Below are 15,171 nucleotides of genomic sequence, written 5' to 3' on the forward strand. Positions count from 1 at the left end.
GCCCTGTTTCCATCGATTTTGATCATGCAAAGACATCCTACGTTCTTGATTGTCGTGCTCGGCTTTTTGAATGCGCTGACCCCGTTCACCATCGACCTGTATCTGCCGGCGTTCCCGCAGATCGCGGCCGATCTGGACGTCGCGGTGTCGCGCATGTCGCTCAGCGTGTCCGTGTATTTCATCGGCTTCGCGCTCGGCCAGGTTATCTACGGCCCGCTGCTGGACCGGTTCGGACGACAACGTCCGATCTACGTCGGCCTGGCCATTTACATCCTGGCGACGTTGGGCTGCATGACGACCACCTCGTTCGAAGGCATGCTGGTGTTTCGATTCATTTCCGCGCTCGGGGGCAGTGCAGCTTCGGTCGGCGCGGTGGCGTTGGTTCGAGATCACGTCCCTGCAGATCGCGCGGCACGGGCATTCGCGATGCTGATGCTCGTCCTCAGCGTGTCGCCGCTGCTCGCGCCGAGCATCGGCAGTTTGATTGCCACGGCCGCAAGCTGGCGCGCGATCTTCGCGGCGTTGGCTGCACTCGCCATCGTCGATCTCGCGTTGGTGGTTTTCGCCATTCCTCGCACGTACTCGCCGGATCCTTCCGTTAGTTTGCGGCTCGGGCCCATTCTGCGAACGTTTCGTGACGCCCTGGCCCAGCCGCAATTCAGAACGTACACGCTGGCTGGTTCGCTCTCGTTCGCTGGATTGTTTGTATTCGTTTCGGGCTCGCCCGCCGTGTTCATGGACGGCTTCGGCGTCGGGCCGGGCGGATTCGGCGCCATCTTCGCGATCCTCGCCGGCGGCATGATCCTGGGCGGACAGCTCAATCATCTGCTGTTGAGATATTTCGACAGCGAAGTCGTTTTCCGTCGCGCGCTGTCTGTGCAGGTCGTGAGCGGGGCGGCTTTCCTGTTCCTGTCGCTGACCGTCGAGTTGGGGAAATGGGAAACGGTGGCGTTGCTGCTCGCGTTCCTACACTGCGCCGGCATCACTTACCCGAATGCAGCGGCGCTCGCGCTCAAACCCTTCACCAAGAACATCGGCAGCGCCTCGTCTCTGCTCGGGTTCCTGCAATTGGGCCTCGGCGCGGTCGCGGCCGCACTGGTCGGTGTACTGGATTTGACGGGGCCGTTGCCCATGGCCTTTGTCATGGCGACCTGCTCCGCCGCGGGTTGGGTCATTCTGACAATGTCAGCTCGCCGCTTGAATGAGGCGAGTGCTGGGGAACAGCCGTCGGGTTAATGCTCGCCGGCCTCGGGTTTCCGAGGATACAAGCCGGCAGGCGCGGTCGCTATTCTGCCGGCCATGCAGATGCGCCCCATTCGCTATTTGTTTGTGGCGCTCTGCGCATCCATCGGCGTGGCTGCATCTCATGCAGCCAATGCCCCAATCGAACTGGATACATCGGGCGGCGACGCCTGGATCTTCGATAAATTCATCGCGGGGTGGTTCGACTCGTCGGCATGCGATGAAGTCTTTATACAAGGGCCGGCGGGAACTGTCCGCGCCGCCGTCGATGACGATCGTTTCTCCGCTCGCACTCCGCTGCTCAGTGGCGCTAATGAAATCAGCGCTCGGTGTACTCGGAATGGGCGAGAGGTCGCACGGTCTGTAACACAGCGTTGGCTGACCCGGATTGAAGATCGTCCGCGAGCGTGGATACGCAGCCGAGTCGCCGACACGACTATCCTGCTCGACGGTGGCGGCAGTCAGATGGCGGAGGCGTCGGCTGTCCCGATCGCTCGGTTCGAATGGCGGGCCCGGAGAGGGAATGCGGCGCCGTTGGTTCTCACATCACAATCTTTGCTCGACACGACGCCGGCCACGACCCGCGCCATCGAGATTCGCGCACCGGATGTCGACGGCGAATACTACGTCACCCTTCGCGTCACCGACGCACTTGGGCGGGATGATGAGAGCACGACAGTCTTCGAAGTCGTGGATGGGGTTCCTCGGGAGGTCGATCTCGAGCGGCACCATCCGAAGTGGATCGAAGGCAGCGTGCTCTACGGTGTGGCGCCATTTGCATTTGGTACGAACGGCTACGATGACATTCGTAAACGCCTGCCTGAGATTGCCGCGCTGGGTGTTACAGCGATCTGGCTCTCGCCCATCACTGGCGCGCCTTCGGAAGACTTCGGCTATGCCGTCACGGATCATTTCCAGTCGCGCGATGAGTTCGGCACGACGCTGCAGCTGAAGGCGCTGATCGAAGCTGCTCACACGCGGGGATTGCGCGTGCTGATGGACTTTATTCCCAATCATCTCGCAGCGGCGCATCGCTACTACGTGGACGCTGAGCGCAACGGGTCGCGGTCGCCCTACTTCAGCTGGTTCGAACGCGATGCGCAGGGCGAGCCTACTCATTACTTCGATTGGCCGCACTTGAAGAACCTCGAATACGACAATCCCGAAGTCCAGCGCTACATGCTCGAAGCCTTCTCTTATTGGGTTCGCGAGCTCGGCATCGATGGCTTCCGAGTCGATGTCAGCTGGGGCGTCCGCGAGCGCGCCCCGGAATTCTGGCCTCGCTGGCGCGAAGAGTTGAAGCGTATCGATCCCGACCTGCTACTGATCGCCGAGGCTTCGGCGCGCGACGGCTACTACTTCAATCATGGGTTCGACGTCGCGTACGACTGGACCGAGAAACTCGGCGAATGGGCCTGGCAGGACGCCTTCGCAGGCAAGCTACCGAATCTCGACAAACTGCGCGCCTCGCTGCTCGCGAGCACTCGCAACTTACCCGAGCCGGGAATCGTCCTGCGCTTCTTGAACAACAACGATACCGGCCCCCGTTTCATCACCCGCCACGGTGTCGATCGAACTCGCGTCGCCGCGACACTCCTTCTCACCTTGCCCGGCTTACCGCTCGTCTACAACGGCGACGAAGTCGGCGCGGAGTTTCTGCCCTATGATGAGGAGCCGATCTCGTGGGATGACCGGCATGGGCTGACTTCTTTCTACAAGCGCCTGATCGCGCTACGCAAAGAGGTAGCCGCACTCAGCTCGCCCAATATAGAACTGCTTTCCACGAGTCACGACGACGCCGTCCTAGCGTACGTTCGAACAGCCCGCCCCAACGGCGCTTCTGATTCTGTCGCTCGAAACGTGCTCGTCCTTCTGAATTTCAGCGACCGCACCATCGACCTTCGCCTGCCTTCCGTGCCCGTCGTCTCCTCCATCCTCGGCAACGGAACGCCCCACGACCTCCTAACTGGCGAGCAAATCCCCACAGGCGCAAACCACTCATTGCGCCTATCGCCCTTCGCCGCACGCATCCTCACAGCCGCGCCGCTCGCCCCTCTGGGACAAACAAAAATTGATAAGTAGCTCTCCCCGAAAACAGCATAGTAGTAATGCGCTAGGCTCTTTCCGCCCGGCAAGGGACAGATAAAAAAACTACTGCCGTTGGGAGAGGGAGAATATGGTTTTCATTTTTGTTTTCCCTGCGAGGCGGAAGAGATCGCAAACGATGGCACGCGCCGGTGTTCTTCAGCTGAAGTGCCGGCTGCCGATGTGCCGTTTCAAGTTACCCCGGTCCTGGCTCTGCGCGGTCGGGGTGGGTGGGCGGACATTTGGCGGACGCCGCCGCGCGACGGTTTGCAGCTCGGCGGCTGGTGAGGTCGGAAGGCTGAGCTGACACCCGTGACGCCGAGCTCTCCGTCGCGCAAGGCTCGCCATTTCTTTCGGCCTGTCTTCAGATCGAAAGAAATGAAGCGCGGCCGCCCCATGTCCGCCCACCCACCCCGACCGCGCAGAGACAGGACCCCCGGCCGAGTGCCACTCCAACTTCTTCCGCCTCGAGGGAAAAAGTAGATCTTCAAAAAAAATGATCCCCCTCTCCCAAGGGGGTGAGGGTCTTCTTTAGCTAATCACTGTGCGAACACGTCGAAATGACGACACTCGCCCTTGGTCGCATGCAAAGCGACATCCATCGACAGAAACGGCTGCGACGCATTCGTCAGCCCCAGCACATTACCTTCGGGGGAAATAATCCACGCCTGTCCCCCGAAATCCCCAGAACGATTCGACGACAGCGCATAAGCGTGCGCATGCTGGGCGAGCGCCCGGGCCCGTTCCAAACAATCGCCGAAGTCCACCCGGTCGCCCGCTCTGGGAATCCCCAGCACATCGACAGTCTCCGCTTCGTAACCTCGGGGCGCCCACATCTCACCGCCAATCAGCATGGCGATCCGCAAGCCTCGCACTTCGATGGGGACGAACTCCGCCGTGGCGCTATCGAACCACGATCCCTCACGAGCGCCGTCGGCATCGGGCAGGAACGATTTTGCATGCAGTGAGAGGACGCCCAAAGGCTCCTCCCAGATGAAACCTTCGTCGTAGCGTTCGTTGCCGAAGTCGACCGGCCGCGACGCGAGCACGACTGCCGGGCTCAATTCTCGCAGCCGGTGCTCCCACTCATCGTGGGCATGTACCGCAGCTGCCCAGACGCTGCGATCGAAGCGGTTCGAATGTGCAAACCAGGGACTGAATGGCATGTCCGGCAACACGACCAATCCACTGTTTGCCGCGTGCACGTGTTCGACCAGATCGTCCCAGGCCGTAGCGAAGGCCTTGCGCTCGTCCGGCAACTCACAGACGGTGATTTTCATGGCAGCCTCCCACCTGTCACGCCCGATCTCCGAAGGACGGGCGGCCCCTCGGGATTGTTCCCGAAGCCACAAACGTGGGGCGATTGCGTACGCTCGACGGTCAGCGACGCAGGCCAGAGATCGCGGCGGTCAGGTTGCGCCGGGCCGGCGCCTCGAGGCGGGCATGAAACGGTGGGGTGTTGTAGATCTGTGGGCGGGCCAGAAACGACTCCAAAATCTCTGCCCGCTTGCGACGAAACAATATCGAAGGCACCCAGAAATATTCCTGCCGGACGTTCTTTTCGAACTCCGCGTAAGTCACCTCGTCCGCGCCCAGGATCGAGAGATCGACGTCGACGAGCAACTGCGAATCCGGCGTCGTCGCCGGTGCTTCGTGACGGGTTGCCATGATGAGCGCGCGAACGCGCTCGACTCGCGCGGGCTCCACGCCATGTCGATTGAGTAGCTCGCACGCCCAGTCGGCACTGCGCTCTTCGTTGTTCGATGCGCGGGTTTCATAAACGGCATCGTGAAACCACAGTGCCAGCTCCACCTCCGCAGGCTCGCCCGCCAGCTCCCTGGCCGAATCGAACTCCCGCAGACAATGTTCGAGGTGCTTGACGGTGTGGTAGTGCCGATGTTTCTGCGTGTAAGCGGCGATCAGCGCCTCGAAGGTCGCCGCTTCCCCTTCAATGCCGAATTCGCGCAGCAACTCAGCCCACCTGCCCTGGTTCAGAAGAGTCGCCTTGCCCATGTCTCTCACCTGCTCGATGGCCGCCCCGGACTACTTACCCTTATAGACGCGGCTATCTTACTAAATGAGCCCTGCAATCAAGCATAGTGCTGTGCAACCTCATTCTTCGGTATGCTGCCGCAGCCCCATCGATGGTCGCGCCGCTTGCAACTGGTCCTCGACACTAACGTCATCCTCGATTGGCTGGTGTTCCACGACGCCAGCGTCGCTGGCTTGCAGGCCGCGTTGGATGCCAGACAGATCGAGCTCATCACGCATCAGCCGGCGCTCGACGAGCTTCGACGCGTGCTGACCTACGCCCGGTTCCGGCTGGCGGCGAATCAGCAGCAGGAAATATTGGAGCGCTACGCCTCGCAAGCCCGCCTCGCAACGTTGCCCGAAGGCTTCAACCTCGACAATCTAGGAATACCGGCCGGATTCCCGCGCTGCCGGGACTGCGACGATCAACACTTTCTCGCGCTCACCTATCACGAACGCGCCGACGCGTTGGTCAGTAAAGATCGTGCGGTTCTGAAACTTCGCAAGCACGCTCGGAAATTCGGCGTCACAATACTGGACGCGAGACAGCTGAAGAGCAGACTCACGGAGATGGTCTCGACATGAAGTTCCTGGCCGGCATGTTCGGAAAGAAGGCATCTATGACAGCGGTCCGCCAAGCCGAGCCGGCGCCGCTGGAGGTTCGCAGCCTGGAAATAGGGCAACCCTTTGCGCTCGCGGAGCATCTCTATCTTTATGAGGGCTTGCCGATCCTCGACTGGCAAGCGGCCCTGGACTGGTCCGCGCAGGCGCCCGACTCGGCAGTTGCCGCGGCGCTGAAGGAATGTAAGCGCGCCTGGCTGCTCCACCTGCGCGACGCGCTGGGCGATGGATATGAGTTACACGAATCCGCGCACGCAGCCGTGCTCTCGAAGGGCGAAGAACGTTCCGCCGCCGTCATGCTCGATTTCATCGAGCGCACGCGGCGGCGGATCACCGTGACGATCGAGGGGCTGGCGACTTTCCGCGACGACGATCGCGAGATCCTGATCGTCTTCGATGACAGCGAAACCTACTATCGATATGTCTCTCACGCCTACCCCGAGGACGGTGAGTTCGCCTTCAGCAGCGGTATGTATCTGCATTCCGGCTGCCCGCATTTCGTCACCGTGAAGGAGGAGGAGCATCTCACCGTCGAGCGCGTCATCACTCATGAGATGACGCATGCGAGCGTGTCTCACCTGCCCATCCCGCTATGGTTGAACGAAGGGTTGGCGGTGAATGCCGAAAACCGTCTCATGGGTACGATTCCGAAGCTGTTCGACCCGGCGGAAATGAGGCAAAAGCATCTCGCCTTCTGGACCCGCGACACCATCCAGGAATTCTGGTCTGGCCGCTCCTTCGGCCGCCCCGACGACGGCTGCATGCTCTCGTACGATCTGGCACAGATACTGGTAGAAATCCTCGCCGGTCACTGGCCGCAATTTCGCGCCTTCGCGTCCGCGGCTCACTACGAAGATGCCGGCGCGTCCGCCGCAAGCGAGCACATGGGGCTCGACCTCGGCGAATCGATCGCCTCGATCTTCGAACAGTCGAGTGCCGATGGCTGGCGTCCCGATCCGGAACACTGGCGCGGAGAAACCGCGCATACGCCAGAGTAATAGCTCACAGTTTCATGAAGTGGGAGCGGGTCACTACGCCGCGTTAAGTATCATTCCTGAACATCGGTAAGGGAATGGACGCTTAGATGACGGCTCCGGTGTGGAAACGCATTCTCAAATGGATCGCAGGGCTTTTCAGTAGCGCGCTGGCGCTGGCGATCGTCGCTTACCTCACATTGGTGGCGATCAACTGGCGGGACGAGCCGCCTTCGGAAGCCGCGGAACGTCTGACGGCGGCGTACCGCGACAGACCGCCCATTCCCGATGCCGACAATGCCTATGTATACACAATGGGGCTTGTCGTTGGACCTGACGGCGATCCGCGCGAGGCCGGCATTCGTCGCATCGAGTGGATGCGCACATTGTCCGGAAACTTGAGCGCTCCAGCGAGTAACGATCCCGTGCCCGCCTACGACGGTTACCTGTCGTCTCGTTCGCCCGCGATCAAGAAAATCTCAGAGGCATGCTGGCGACCCACCCCAGAATGCGCCGGCGAGCTGGACAGAGGCGAAGACACACTGCGCGCGTGGGTCGCTTCGGAGCAATGGCTGCTGGACCGGTATCTCACTGTGCTGCGCCATCCCGGCTGGCTCGAATCCGTGCCGTTCGATGCGCGAGCGCCCCTCGTCGTAAGCAGCCCATTGTTCGAGGGCCAAAAGCTGTTACTGGTCCGAGCCTATCTGCTGGCGAGCGAGAATGACGCTGCCGGCGTCAGAGAGTTGCTCGGCAACGATGCGCGGTTCTGGCGACGAGTCCTTGCCTCCTCCGACGTCCTCATTACGAAGATGATCGCGACGGCAGCACTGACCCGCACATTCGAAACGGGCAACCTCGTCCTGCGACGCCTGCCTGCGCAATCGCAGCTCAACGCGATACCAACAGAGTGGACGGAGGCATTCAGCCGCACCGAGCGCTCGATGCTTCGATGCTTGACCGGCGAGTGGCTGTTCAGTCAGCAAATGCTCAAGCAGGCTATCGCCTCGGAACCTCCGTTTGGCGATTTCGCTGACGCACACGAACAAACCTTCGTGAACAGGATGCTGTCGGAAGCCCTAGGGTTGCTGTTTCTGCCGCAGGATCTGAGTAATCGACAGGCCGATACGATCATCAGAGCCGCGGGGGCGCTCGACGTACCCTTCGAACAACTCTCCGCCGGCCTGGAGAGAGCACACGCGATCTTCAAGGATCCCACCGCCGACCGAAGCACCCTTGCGATGCTGTACAACCCCTTCGGCAGCTTTCTGCTCGAGTTGACTACTCCCGCCTATGCCTCCTATCCCGTCCGAGTCACGGATCTGGAAGGAACCCGGCGCGCCGCCGTGCTGACGACTCTGCTTCGCGCCCAGAAAATAAACGAGCAGAACATGGCGGCGGAGCTCGAGGCCAGTGAGCTTCGCGGGCCGTACAACGCCGCGCCGTTCATTTGGAACGCAAAGGAACGGGCCGTCGAGTTCATCGGACGGGTCGAGGGGGAACGCGGCAGGCATACCTTCCCATACTGAAGTCGTTAGTGAATATGAACGACGCGGGGGCGCCGGCCCCGGCCGTCGGCTGAGAACTGCGTCAAGGTTCGCCCGGCCGGTTCGTTCAGCTCACATCCAATCTTCCCTTCCGGGTCGAATTCAGACTCTGCGGCGTTCATTCAGCTTAGCCGCGGCGGACAGGCCCATGACAAGGGGAAAGTTATGTCCATGATTCTCGGGATCACGCCCTGGCCCATTGTTTCCGGGTTGATTTGTTTTGTGCTCGCGGTGTTCGTGCTGTTCCTTGCTCGCCACACCGCGCATCAGGCGATTCGCACGGCCACCAGCGCGATCGCACGCGGGTTGCGCCTGGGCTCGCATTCGGTGACGCATCTCGAAACCCGGCTCGCAGCGCGGAATCGTGACGTTCTGCTGGCCGCGGGCCGGGAAGCGAAGGAACGCATCATCGAACGTGAGTTCGAACGGGTCAGCGAAAGCGTTCGCAAGGACCTGACGAACTATCCGACGCTGCATCGTGCCCTGAGCGAATCGATCCGGCGCATCGAGGAAGATCACCAGAACGCCGTCGATGTCCCGCCCGAAGCGCCAGGATGGGTGCGTGCCGTGGACGCAGTTTCGCAGATGGAGGCTCGCAACGGCGCGGCCAACATCCTTGCCGACATTCACAAATCCTTGGTCAAGGCGCACAAGGAAGCGATGGATACCTATCGCGAAGCCAGCGCGGAGCGGCACGGTCTCCTGCGTAAGATGATGCCGGAGTGGCGCGTCATCAAAGAGACGCTCGACCGGGTGCTCGCTTCGGTCGAAAGCCTGCTGACGCGATCGGTCGCCATCGACCGGCACATGCAGGAGTATCAAGACATCGTGCGGGGTCACGACCGCGCCGTGTCGACACTCTCCTCGTCGTCAGTGGTGCAGTTCTTCGTCTCGGGCCTGGTATTGCTGATTGCAATCGGCGGCGCGGCGATCAACTTCTCGCTAATCGCACGCCCCATGTCGGAGATGGTCGGCGGCACCAGCTACATCGGCTCGTTTCGTACTGCCGACATCGCTGCCCTGGTCATCATCATGGTCGAGATCTCCATGGGTCTGTTCCTGATGGAATCGCTGCGGATCACCCGCTTGTTTCCTGTCATCGCCGCGCTTCCCGACAAAATGCGCGTACGGATGATCTATATCACCTTCACCCTGCTCACCCTGCTCGCAAGCGTGGAAGCCGGCTTGGCGTATATGCGCGAAGTGTTGCTGCAAGACGAGCTCGCGACTGGCGCGCTGCTGCGTGGAGAAGACGGCGGTGGATTGAAGAACGAGTTCCTCTGGATCACCACGGCCGCGCAGATGGGCATGGGTTTCATCCTGCCGTTCGCGCTGACTTTCGTGGCGATTCCGTTCGAAACGTTCGTGCACTCCTCTCGCACGGTGCTGGGCATCTGCGGCATCGGCTTGCTACGCGCGTTCGCACTCTTGCTCCGGGTGTTCAGCAACGGCTTCCATCACATCGGTAAGTTGCTCGAACGCATCTACGATCTGCCTCTGTTCATTCCGCTGTGGCTCGAAACACGTGCGGCCAATGCGGCCAAAGCCGAGCGCCAGCTCGAGGTCGGCACGGTGCAGGAGGCTCAGACATGAGAGCGCTCATCCTGGCACTAGCGGTCCTCACGCTCGGCGGCTGCACGCCGACCGCGCCTCGCAACACCGGCGTGTATCTGCTGCTCGACACTTCGGGAACGTACAGCGAAGAGCTGAAGAAGGCCCAGAGCATCATTCTGTACACGCTGTCGAAACTGCAGCCGACCGATTCGTTCGCGGTCGCACGCATCGACACCGGCAGCTTCAGCGAGAAAGACATCATCGCCAAAGCCACGTTCGACGATCGTCCCAGCACGGCCAACACCCAGAAGCGGGCCTTCGCCGACCGGATCAAGTCGTTCGTCGACACCTCGCAGGCGGCGACCCACACCGACATCACCGGTGGCGTATTGCAGGCCATCGAGTTCCTCAATGAAAAGAACTCCGGCCGTAAGGCCATCCTGATCTTCTCGGATCTGCAGGAAGACCTGGACAAAGGTTATATCCGGGACAAAGTGCCGCTGAACCTGGAGGGTTTCGAGGTGGTGGCGCTGAACGTGACCAAGCTGCGCTCGGATAACTACGACCCTCGCGAGTACCTGGCGCGTGTGGATGCCTGGCGCGAGCGAGTCGAGAAGAGTGGCGGCCGCTGGCGCATGATCAACGATCTGGAGCGCCTCGACGGATTGTTGTGAGCTGATGTTCCGATCTCTGTTCTACGAAGTGCGCGCCTGGGTCGTGCTCAGGCGCCGCCGACTGGCGTTGTCCTGGGCCCTCAGAGACAAGAGTGACCCGGCGTTCTTCGCGATTCTCGGCCTGCCTTTTATCGTGGTCGGGAGCATCGTCTACTTCGCGTACACCGCGCGATCGACGATCGATGGCTCGCAGATCGACGCCGCTCGCGCGCGTGCCCGCGACATACGATGTCTCGCCGAGAACATCTATTTCGAGGCTCGCGGCGAGTCACTCAGGGGCCAGTACGCAGTCGCTGAAGTCACCATGAATCGGTTGGCCTCGCCTCACTTCCCCGATACGGTCTGCGACGTAGTCCACGACACACGTTGGGATTCCGCACGCAAACGTCTCGTCGCGCATTTCTCGTGGACGCCCTTCAAACTTCGCCTGGAGTCAGGCAGCCCGCAGTGGAAGCAGGCCATGGATGTGGCGACCATCGTCTACGATGGCCGCCACACGCCAATCGTCCCTGGCGCACTGTTCTATCACGCGACTTACGTCAAACCTTACTGGGCCAGCAGCAAGCGCGAAGTCGCCAGGATCGGCAATCACATATTTTATCGGTAAGGGAAGTCAGCGATCCCTCGAGCCTCGATCGATCGGAGCTGAGTGACCCGCTACTTGCGGAAGCGCCGCACGGCCCGCTGGAAGAACAAGCTATTCGGAATCTGCAGCGTGTTGGCGGGCTGACCTTCCGCGCTGTCTTCTTCCAGCGTGGTGTAGATCAGATTGATGTCGACCACCCGGCCCTTCAGGCCGGGCTTCTCGCCGTTTTCGAGCACTTCGATGTGCTCGTACAATCGGAACGGGCGCGTGGTGAAGATCAGCACCGAACAAAAAATGTTCGACAGCACGCTCCACACAGCAAAGAAGGCCACGGCTGCGACCGCGGCGAACCCGGTGAACGCGGTCCACAGCACCGCCGCGGATACACCGAGCCGCTCCAGCACCAGCAGGATCGCGGCGGCATATATCAAAAAGCCGGAGATTCGGCGCACCACCGCCAGCACATCCGGCGGCAGATTGTGCTCTCCCAAGCGGCTAATCAGCCGCCGCGCCAGCCGCTGCAAGAGCCATGCAGCCAACCCGATCAGCAATACCTGTGTCGCGGGGACGATCAGATCCAGCCATTCCCGGCTCCAGGCCGGCCAAAACTCTCTCATCAGTCGACGATACCTTGATTACTACTACACCCGGCGTCCTGCGATCGCAGCGCTGCGGATGATATCAGACCGCCCGCCTAAACCTTCGGCGCCCCTCTCGCATCCAACGTCCTAGCCTTATCCAACTCGGCCGGCCACGGCCATTGACGCAAGGAGCATCGGATGAGAATGATCGCATCGGTTCTGATGGCGTTCGCACTCCTGCTGAGCACCGCGACGCGCGCCAGTGAAGACAAGAAGAAGGTGCTTATGATCCTTTCGAACGGCGCCGCCATGGGCGACACCATGGCGAGAAATAACTTGTGGGAGTACGCCGAACCTCACCACGTGTTCGTCATGCACGGCTACACCGTCGACTTCGTGTCGCCCAAAGGAGGCAAGGTACCGTTTTCGCTGGATGCGGATGAGACGGATCCGCCCGGCATGGTGAGTTACACGATCAAGTACGAGGGCTTCCGAGAGAAGTCGGATCGCACCTCGACCCCGGAGCAAATCGACGCCGATGAGTACGTCGCGGTGTTCATCGGCGGGGGCGCCGGGTCTCTGTTCGACGCCTCGAAAGATCAACGGATACTGTCCATCGTTGCGAGCATCTACGAGCGAGGCGGCATCGTCGGCGCCTGCGGGCACGGGCCCGGCAGTCTCGGCGATGTGAAGCTCGCCAATGGCGACTATCTGGTCAAGGGCAAGCGAATGACCGGCTTTCCCAACTCCAGCGAACAGAACAGCAAGTGGACCCGGGGCGGCACGCTGCTGCCTTTTCGCGTCGAAGATCGTCTGCGAGCCCGTGGCGCGTTGTTTCTTACCAAGGCCGATCTGGCCGACAAGCACGAGCCGGTCATCGATCGACGGATCGTGACCACGATGTTCCTACCTTCCTCCGCCATCGTTGCCCAGGAGATGGTCAATCTGCTGGAGCAGAGACACGCGTCGGCGGGAGACGACACCTCGGCGACTCAGGGATTGCATTAGTCGCGACCCTATCGAACGACAGGCCCGGATGGGCTTTTCCCTGATTTGTGACACGAAGCATCAATTGCTGATCGGGAGGAGGTATCGTTAACAACTGAAGCGACGCCAGATCGCTGACCAATTTCTTGTGAACACATTTTGCGCGTGGCCAACGCGTCAGGGCGGAAACAAGAACAATGACAACCCTCGTCCAGCCGCGGGTCGCGCTAGCTATTTCCACGTTGCGTTCCATGCGGTGGCCGATCGCCCGCCTCGGTCCTTATTCATGCGTGCTCGGCTTCCTACTCGTCGGCGCGGCGTCACTGAGCTTGTCGCGAGCCGTTCTGATCGGATGGCAGTGGCAACGCGTCGACGTTACCGATTCGCTGCTCAGCATGCTGCTGCAGGGATTGCGCAGCGACCTCATCACACTGGGCCTGTTCGCCGCGCCCATGGTCGTGCTGCTGCCGTTGTTCCTGGCCGCGCGGCGACTTGCCTGGTGGTCGCGCCTGTCCAGCGTCTGGCTGAGCTTCAGTCTGATCGCGATCCTGTTGTTGGAATTCGCCACCCCCCAGTTCCTGTACGAATACGACAGTCGGCCGAACCGACTGTTCATCGAGTATCTGGTCTACCCTCGCGAGGTCTTCGCAATGTTGTGGACCGGCTATCGCGGCTCGCTCGCGTTAGTGGCGGTGGGCCTGGGAGCGGCGAGCTGGCTGATCGTTCGTCACTTCAACAAATATCGACACTGCACGAACCCCTGGCGCGCTCGCGCCGTGATGCTGGCGTGGCCTGCGGTCGTAGTGGTGTTGTTCGTGATGATTCGCTCGAGCTTCGAGCACCGTCCGGCCAACCTCGCCACCTTCGCCTTCTGCGACGACGCCATGGTCAACAGCCTGGTGACCAATTCAGCCTACTCGGTGCTGTCCGCCGTGTACGGCATGAAGAACGAGGGGCAAAGCGAAATCTACGGCGACATGCCGGCGCCGGAAATGATTGCGCGTGTACGCGGCGGCATGGGCGCGGGCCCGGAGAGCTTTACTTCCGACCGGTTCCCGACGCTGCACAAACAAACCGCCAGCGTGCGACGCGAGCGTCCGCTGAACCTGGTCATCGTGGTCGAAGAGAGCCTGGGCGCGGGCTTCGTGGAACAGCTCGGTGGCGTGCCGATCACTCCGAATCTTAGTGGCCTGGCGGACCAGGGCATCTGGTTCGAGCAACTCTATGCTACGGGCACTCGCTCGGTGCGCGGCCTCGAAGCCATCGTGGCTGGTTTTCCGCCTACGCCGGCGCTCAGCGTGGTCAAGTTGAACAAGTCACAACGCGATTTCGCGACCCTGGCGTCGGTGCTTCGCCGCGCCGGCTATCGCAGTGAGTTCGTCTATGGCGGCGAATCTCACTTCGACAACATGCGGGGCTTTTTCCTCGGCAACGGCTTTCACGATGTCGTCGATCGTGACGATATCCGTGCTCCAAAGTTCGTCGGCAGCTGGGGCGCGTCGGACGAAGACTTGTTCGACAAAGCGCACGAACGCCTGCGCGCCTTGCACGAGGCACAGCAACCGTTCTTCGCGTTGATCTTCTCTTCCTCCAACCACACGCCGTTCGAGTTTCCGGACGGTCGCATCGAGCTGCACGAGCAGCCGAAACAGACTGTGCACAACGCGGTGAAGTACGCCGACCATGCGCTCGGCGGCTTCCTGAAACAGGCGCGCGCCAGCGAATATTGGGCCGACACGCTGGTCATGGTCGTAGCGGACCACGACACGCGCGTTTATGGCGACGAGCTGGTGCCGGTGAACAAGTTCCACATTCCGGGAGTGATCCTCGGCGCCGACACGCAGCCTCATCGCATCGCTTCTACCGTCAGCCAGATCGATCTCGCACCGACGCTGTTGTCGCTGATGGGCGTCGATAGCGAACATCCCTTCCCGGGCCGCGACCTGACCCGAACGCTTCCCGAGTTCGGCAACCAATCGCCGTTGCCAGCGCCACGCGCCATGATGCAGTTTGACCAGAACTTCGCCTGGCTCCAGAACAATCAGGTCACCGTGTTGCTGCCCGACGGCGACGTTCGCTATTTCACCTACGATCGCCGCGCCAAGTCGCTGGAGCCAGCGCTGAGTCACGACCCGGAGATGGCCCGGACCGCGCTGGCCAACGTGTTGATGCCTTCGTGGCTCTATCGCGATCAGTTGTATCGGATGCCCAAGTAGCGCGTGTCGAGATATGCCGCGCGTGGAGCGCGACACATCTCGCCGTACGGCCCGCTACGAAATTGGGCACGACCCT

The 15,171-nt window shown here is 61.2% G+C and carries 13 protein-coding genes; 10 read left to right on the forward strand and 3 right to left on the reverse strand.

Annotated features, from left to right (window positions below):
• The first annotated feature begins 24 nt into the window (after positions 1-24).
• Together VGD45_RS09070 and VGD45_RS09075 are read left to right on the forward strand one after the other, a co-directional pair.
• Positions 25-1,236, forward strand: coding sequence for a multidrug effflux MFS transporter (locus VGD45_RS09070; protein ID WP_331154967.1), 1,212 nt, complete (start codon positions 25-27; stop codon positions 1,234-1,236).
• A gap of 63 nt (positions 1,237-1,299) precedes the next feature.
• Positions 1,300-3,324, forward strand: a complete 2,025-nt coding sequence (locus VGD45_RS09075; protein WP_331154968.1) for an alpha-amylase family glycosyl hydrolase — start codon at positions 1,300-1,302, stop codon at positions 3,322-3,324.
• Between the two features lie 542 nt (positions 3,325-3,866).
• Here the strand turns inward: VGD45_RS09075 and VGD45_RS09080 are convergent.
• Both VGD45_RS09080 and VGD45_RS09085 read right to left on the reverse strand, forming a co-directional pair.
• Positions 3,867-4,607 (reverse strand): hypothetical protein, encoded by a 741-nt coding sequence (locus tag VGD45_RS09080; protein ID WP_331154969.1) that lies wholly within the window; start codon positions 4,605-4,607, stop codon positions 3,867-3,869.
• A gap of 100 nt (positions 4,608-4,707) precedes the next feature.
• A complete protein-coding gene (locus tag VGD45_RS09085) occupies positions 4,708-5,340 on the reverse strand; it encodes a hypothetical protein (RefSeq protein ID WP_331154970.1) in 633 nt (210 codons plus the stop codon).
• Positions 5,341-5,484: 144 nt separating this feature from the next.
• Between VGD45_RS09085 and VGD45_RS09090 the strand changes: the two genes are divergently transcribed.
• The 6 genes from VGD45_RS09090 (at position 5,485) to VGD45_RS09115 (ending at position 11,332) form a co-directional block, all read left to right on the forward strand.
• The gene (locus tag VGD45_RS09090; RefSeq protein WP_331154971.1) at positions 5,485-5,943 is read left to right on the forward strand and encodes a putative toxin-antitoxin system toxin component, PIN family; all 459 of its coding nucleotides are present in this window, start codon (positions 5,485-5,487) and stop codon (positions 5,941-5,943) included.
• Positions 5,944-5,978: 35 nt separating this feature from the next.
• Positions 5,979-6,977: a hypothetical protein gene (locus tag VGD45_RS09095; RefSeq protein ID WP_331154972.1), complete on the forward strand. Its 999-nt coding sequence runs from the start codon at positions 5,979-5,981 to the stop codon at positions 6,975-6,977.
• A gap of 86 nt (positions 6,978-7,063) precedes the next feature.
• Positions 7,064-8,479, forward strand: a complete 1,416-nt coding sequence (locus VGD45_RS09100) for a hypothetical protein (RefSeq protein WP_331154973.1) — start codon at positions 7,064-7,066, stop codon at positions 8,477-8,479.
• A gap of 183 nt (positions 8,480-8,662) precedes the next feature.
• Positions 8,663-10,090: a hypothetical protein gene (locus VGD45_RS09105; protein WP_331154974.1), complete on the forward strand. Its 1,428-nt coding sequence runs from the start codon at positions 8,663-8,665 to the stop codon at positions 10,088-10,090.
• A complete protein-coding gene (locus VGD45_RS09110; protein ID WP_331154975.1) occupies positions 10,087-10,725 on the forward strand; it encodes a hypothetical protein in 639 nt (212 codons plus the stop codon). The genes VGD45_RS09105 and VGD45_RS09110 overlap by 4 nt, the downstream gene beginning before the upstream one ends.
• A gap of 4 nt (positions 10,726-10,729) precedes the next feature.
• Positions 10,730-11,332 (forward strand): cell wall hydrolase, encoded by a 603-nt coding sequence (locus tag VGD45_RS09115; protein ID WP_331154976.1) that lies wholly within the window; start codon positions 10,730-10,732, stop codon positions 11,330-11,332.
• Between the two features lie 50 nt (positions 11,333-11,382).
• Here VGD45_RS09115 and VGD45_RS09120 read toward each other — a convergent pair whose 3' ends face one another.
• A complete protein-coding gene (locus tag VGD45_RS09120; protein ID WP_331154977.1) occupies positions 11,383-11,928 on the reverse strand; it encodes a mechanosensitive ion channel family protein in 546 nt (181 codons plus the stop codon).
• Between the two features lie 162 nt (positions 11,929-12,090).
• Between VGD45_RS09120 and VGD45_RS09125 the strand changes: the two genes are divergently transcribed.
• Together VGD45_RS09125 and VGD45_RS09130 are read left to right on the forward strand one after the other, a co-directional pair.
• Entirely contained in the window at positions 12,091-12,900 is an 810-nt protein-coding gene (locus VGD45_RS09125; RefSeq protein WP_331154978.1) for a type 1 glutamine amidotransferase domain-containing protein, read from the forward strand.
• A gap of 176 nt (positions 12,901-13,076) precedes the next feature.
• The gene (locus tag VGD45_RS09130; RefSeq protein ID WP_331154979.1) at positions 13,077-15,095 is read left to right on the forward strand and encodes an LTA synthase family protein; all 2,019 of its coding nucleotides are present in this window, start codon (positions 13,077-13,079) and stop codon (positions 15,093-15,095) included.
• Positions 15,096-15,171 lie beyond the last annotated feature (76 nt).

Origin of the sequence: Steroidobacter sp. (assembly GCF_036402275.1) — a bacterium.
Lineage (GTDB): Bacteria > Pseudomonadota > Gammaproteobacteria > Steroidobacterales > Steroidobacteraceae > Steroidobacter.

Excerpts from the sequence above, each read along its gene's own strand:
- VGD45_RS09080 (WP_331154969.1), bottom strand. The coding sequence starts at position 4,607 with ATGAAAATCACCGTCTGTGAGTTGCCGGACGAGCGCAAGGCCTTCGCT.
- VGD45_RS09125 (WP_331154978.1), top strand. The coding sequence starts at position 12,091 with ATGAGAATGATCGCATCGGTTCTGATGGCGTTCGCACTCCTGCTGAGC.
- VGD45_RS09105 (WP_331154974.1), top strand. The coding sequence starts at position 8,663 with ATGTCCATGATTCTCGGGATCACGCCCTGGCCCATTGTTTCCGGGTTG.
- VGD45_RS09095 (WP_331154972.1), top strand. The coding sequence starts at position 5,979 with ATGACAGCGGTCCGCCAAGCCGAGCCGGCGCCGCTGGAGGTTCGCAGC.
- VGD45_RS09075 (WP_331154968.1), top strand. The coding sequence starts at position 1,300 with ATGCAGATGCGCCCCATTCGCTATTTGTTTGTGGCGCTCTGCGCATCC.
- VGD45_RS09110 (WP_331154975.1), top strand. The coding sequence starts at position 10,087 with ATGAGAGCGCTCATCCTGGCACTAGCGGTCCTCACGCTCGGCGGCTGC.
- VGD45_RS09070 (WP_331154967.1), top strand. The coding sequence starts at position 25 with ATGCAAAGACATCCTACGTTCTTGATTGTCGTGCTCGGCTTTTTGAAT.
- VGD45_RS09085 (WP_331154970.1), bottom strand. The coding sequence starts at position 5,340 with ATGGGCAAGGCGACTCTTCTGAACCAGGGCAGGTGGGCTGAGTTGCTG.
- VGD45_RS09100 (WP_331154973.1), top strand. The coding sequence starts at position 7,064 with ATGACGGCTCCGGTGTGGAAACGCATTCTCAAATGGATCGCAGGGCTT.
- VGD45_RS09120 (WP_331154977.1), bottom strand. The coding sequence starts at position 11,928 with ATGAGAGAGTTTTGGCCGGCCTGGAGCCGGGAATGGCTGGATCTGATC.
- VGD45_RS09130 (WP_331154979.1), top strand. The coding sequence starts at position 13,077 with ATGACAACCCTCGTCCAGCCGCGGGTCGCGCTAGCTATTTCCACGTTG.
- VGD45_RS09115 (WP_331154976.1), top strand. The coding sequence starts at position 10,730 with ATGTTCCGATCTCTGTTCTACGAAGTGCGCGCCTGGGTCGTGCTCAGG.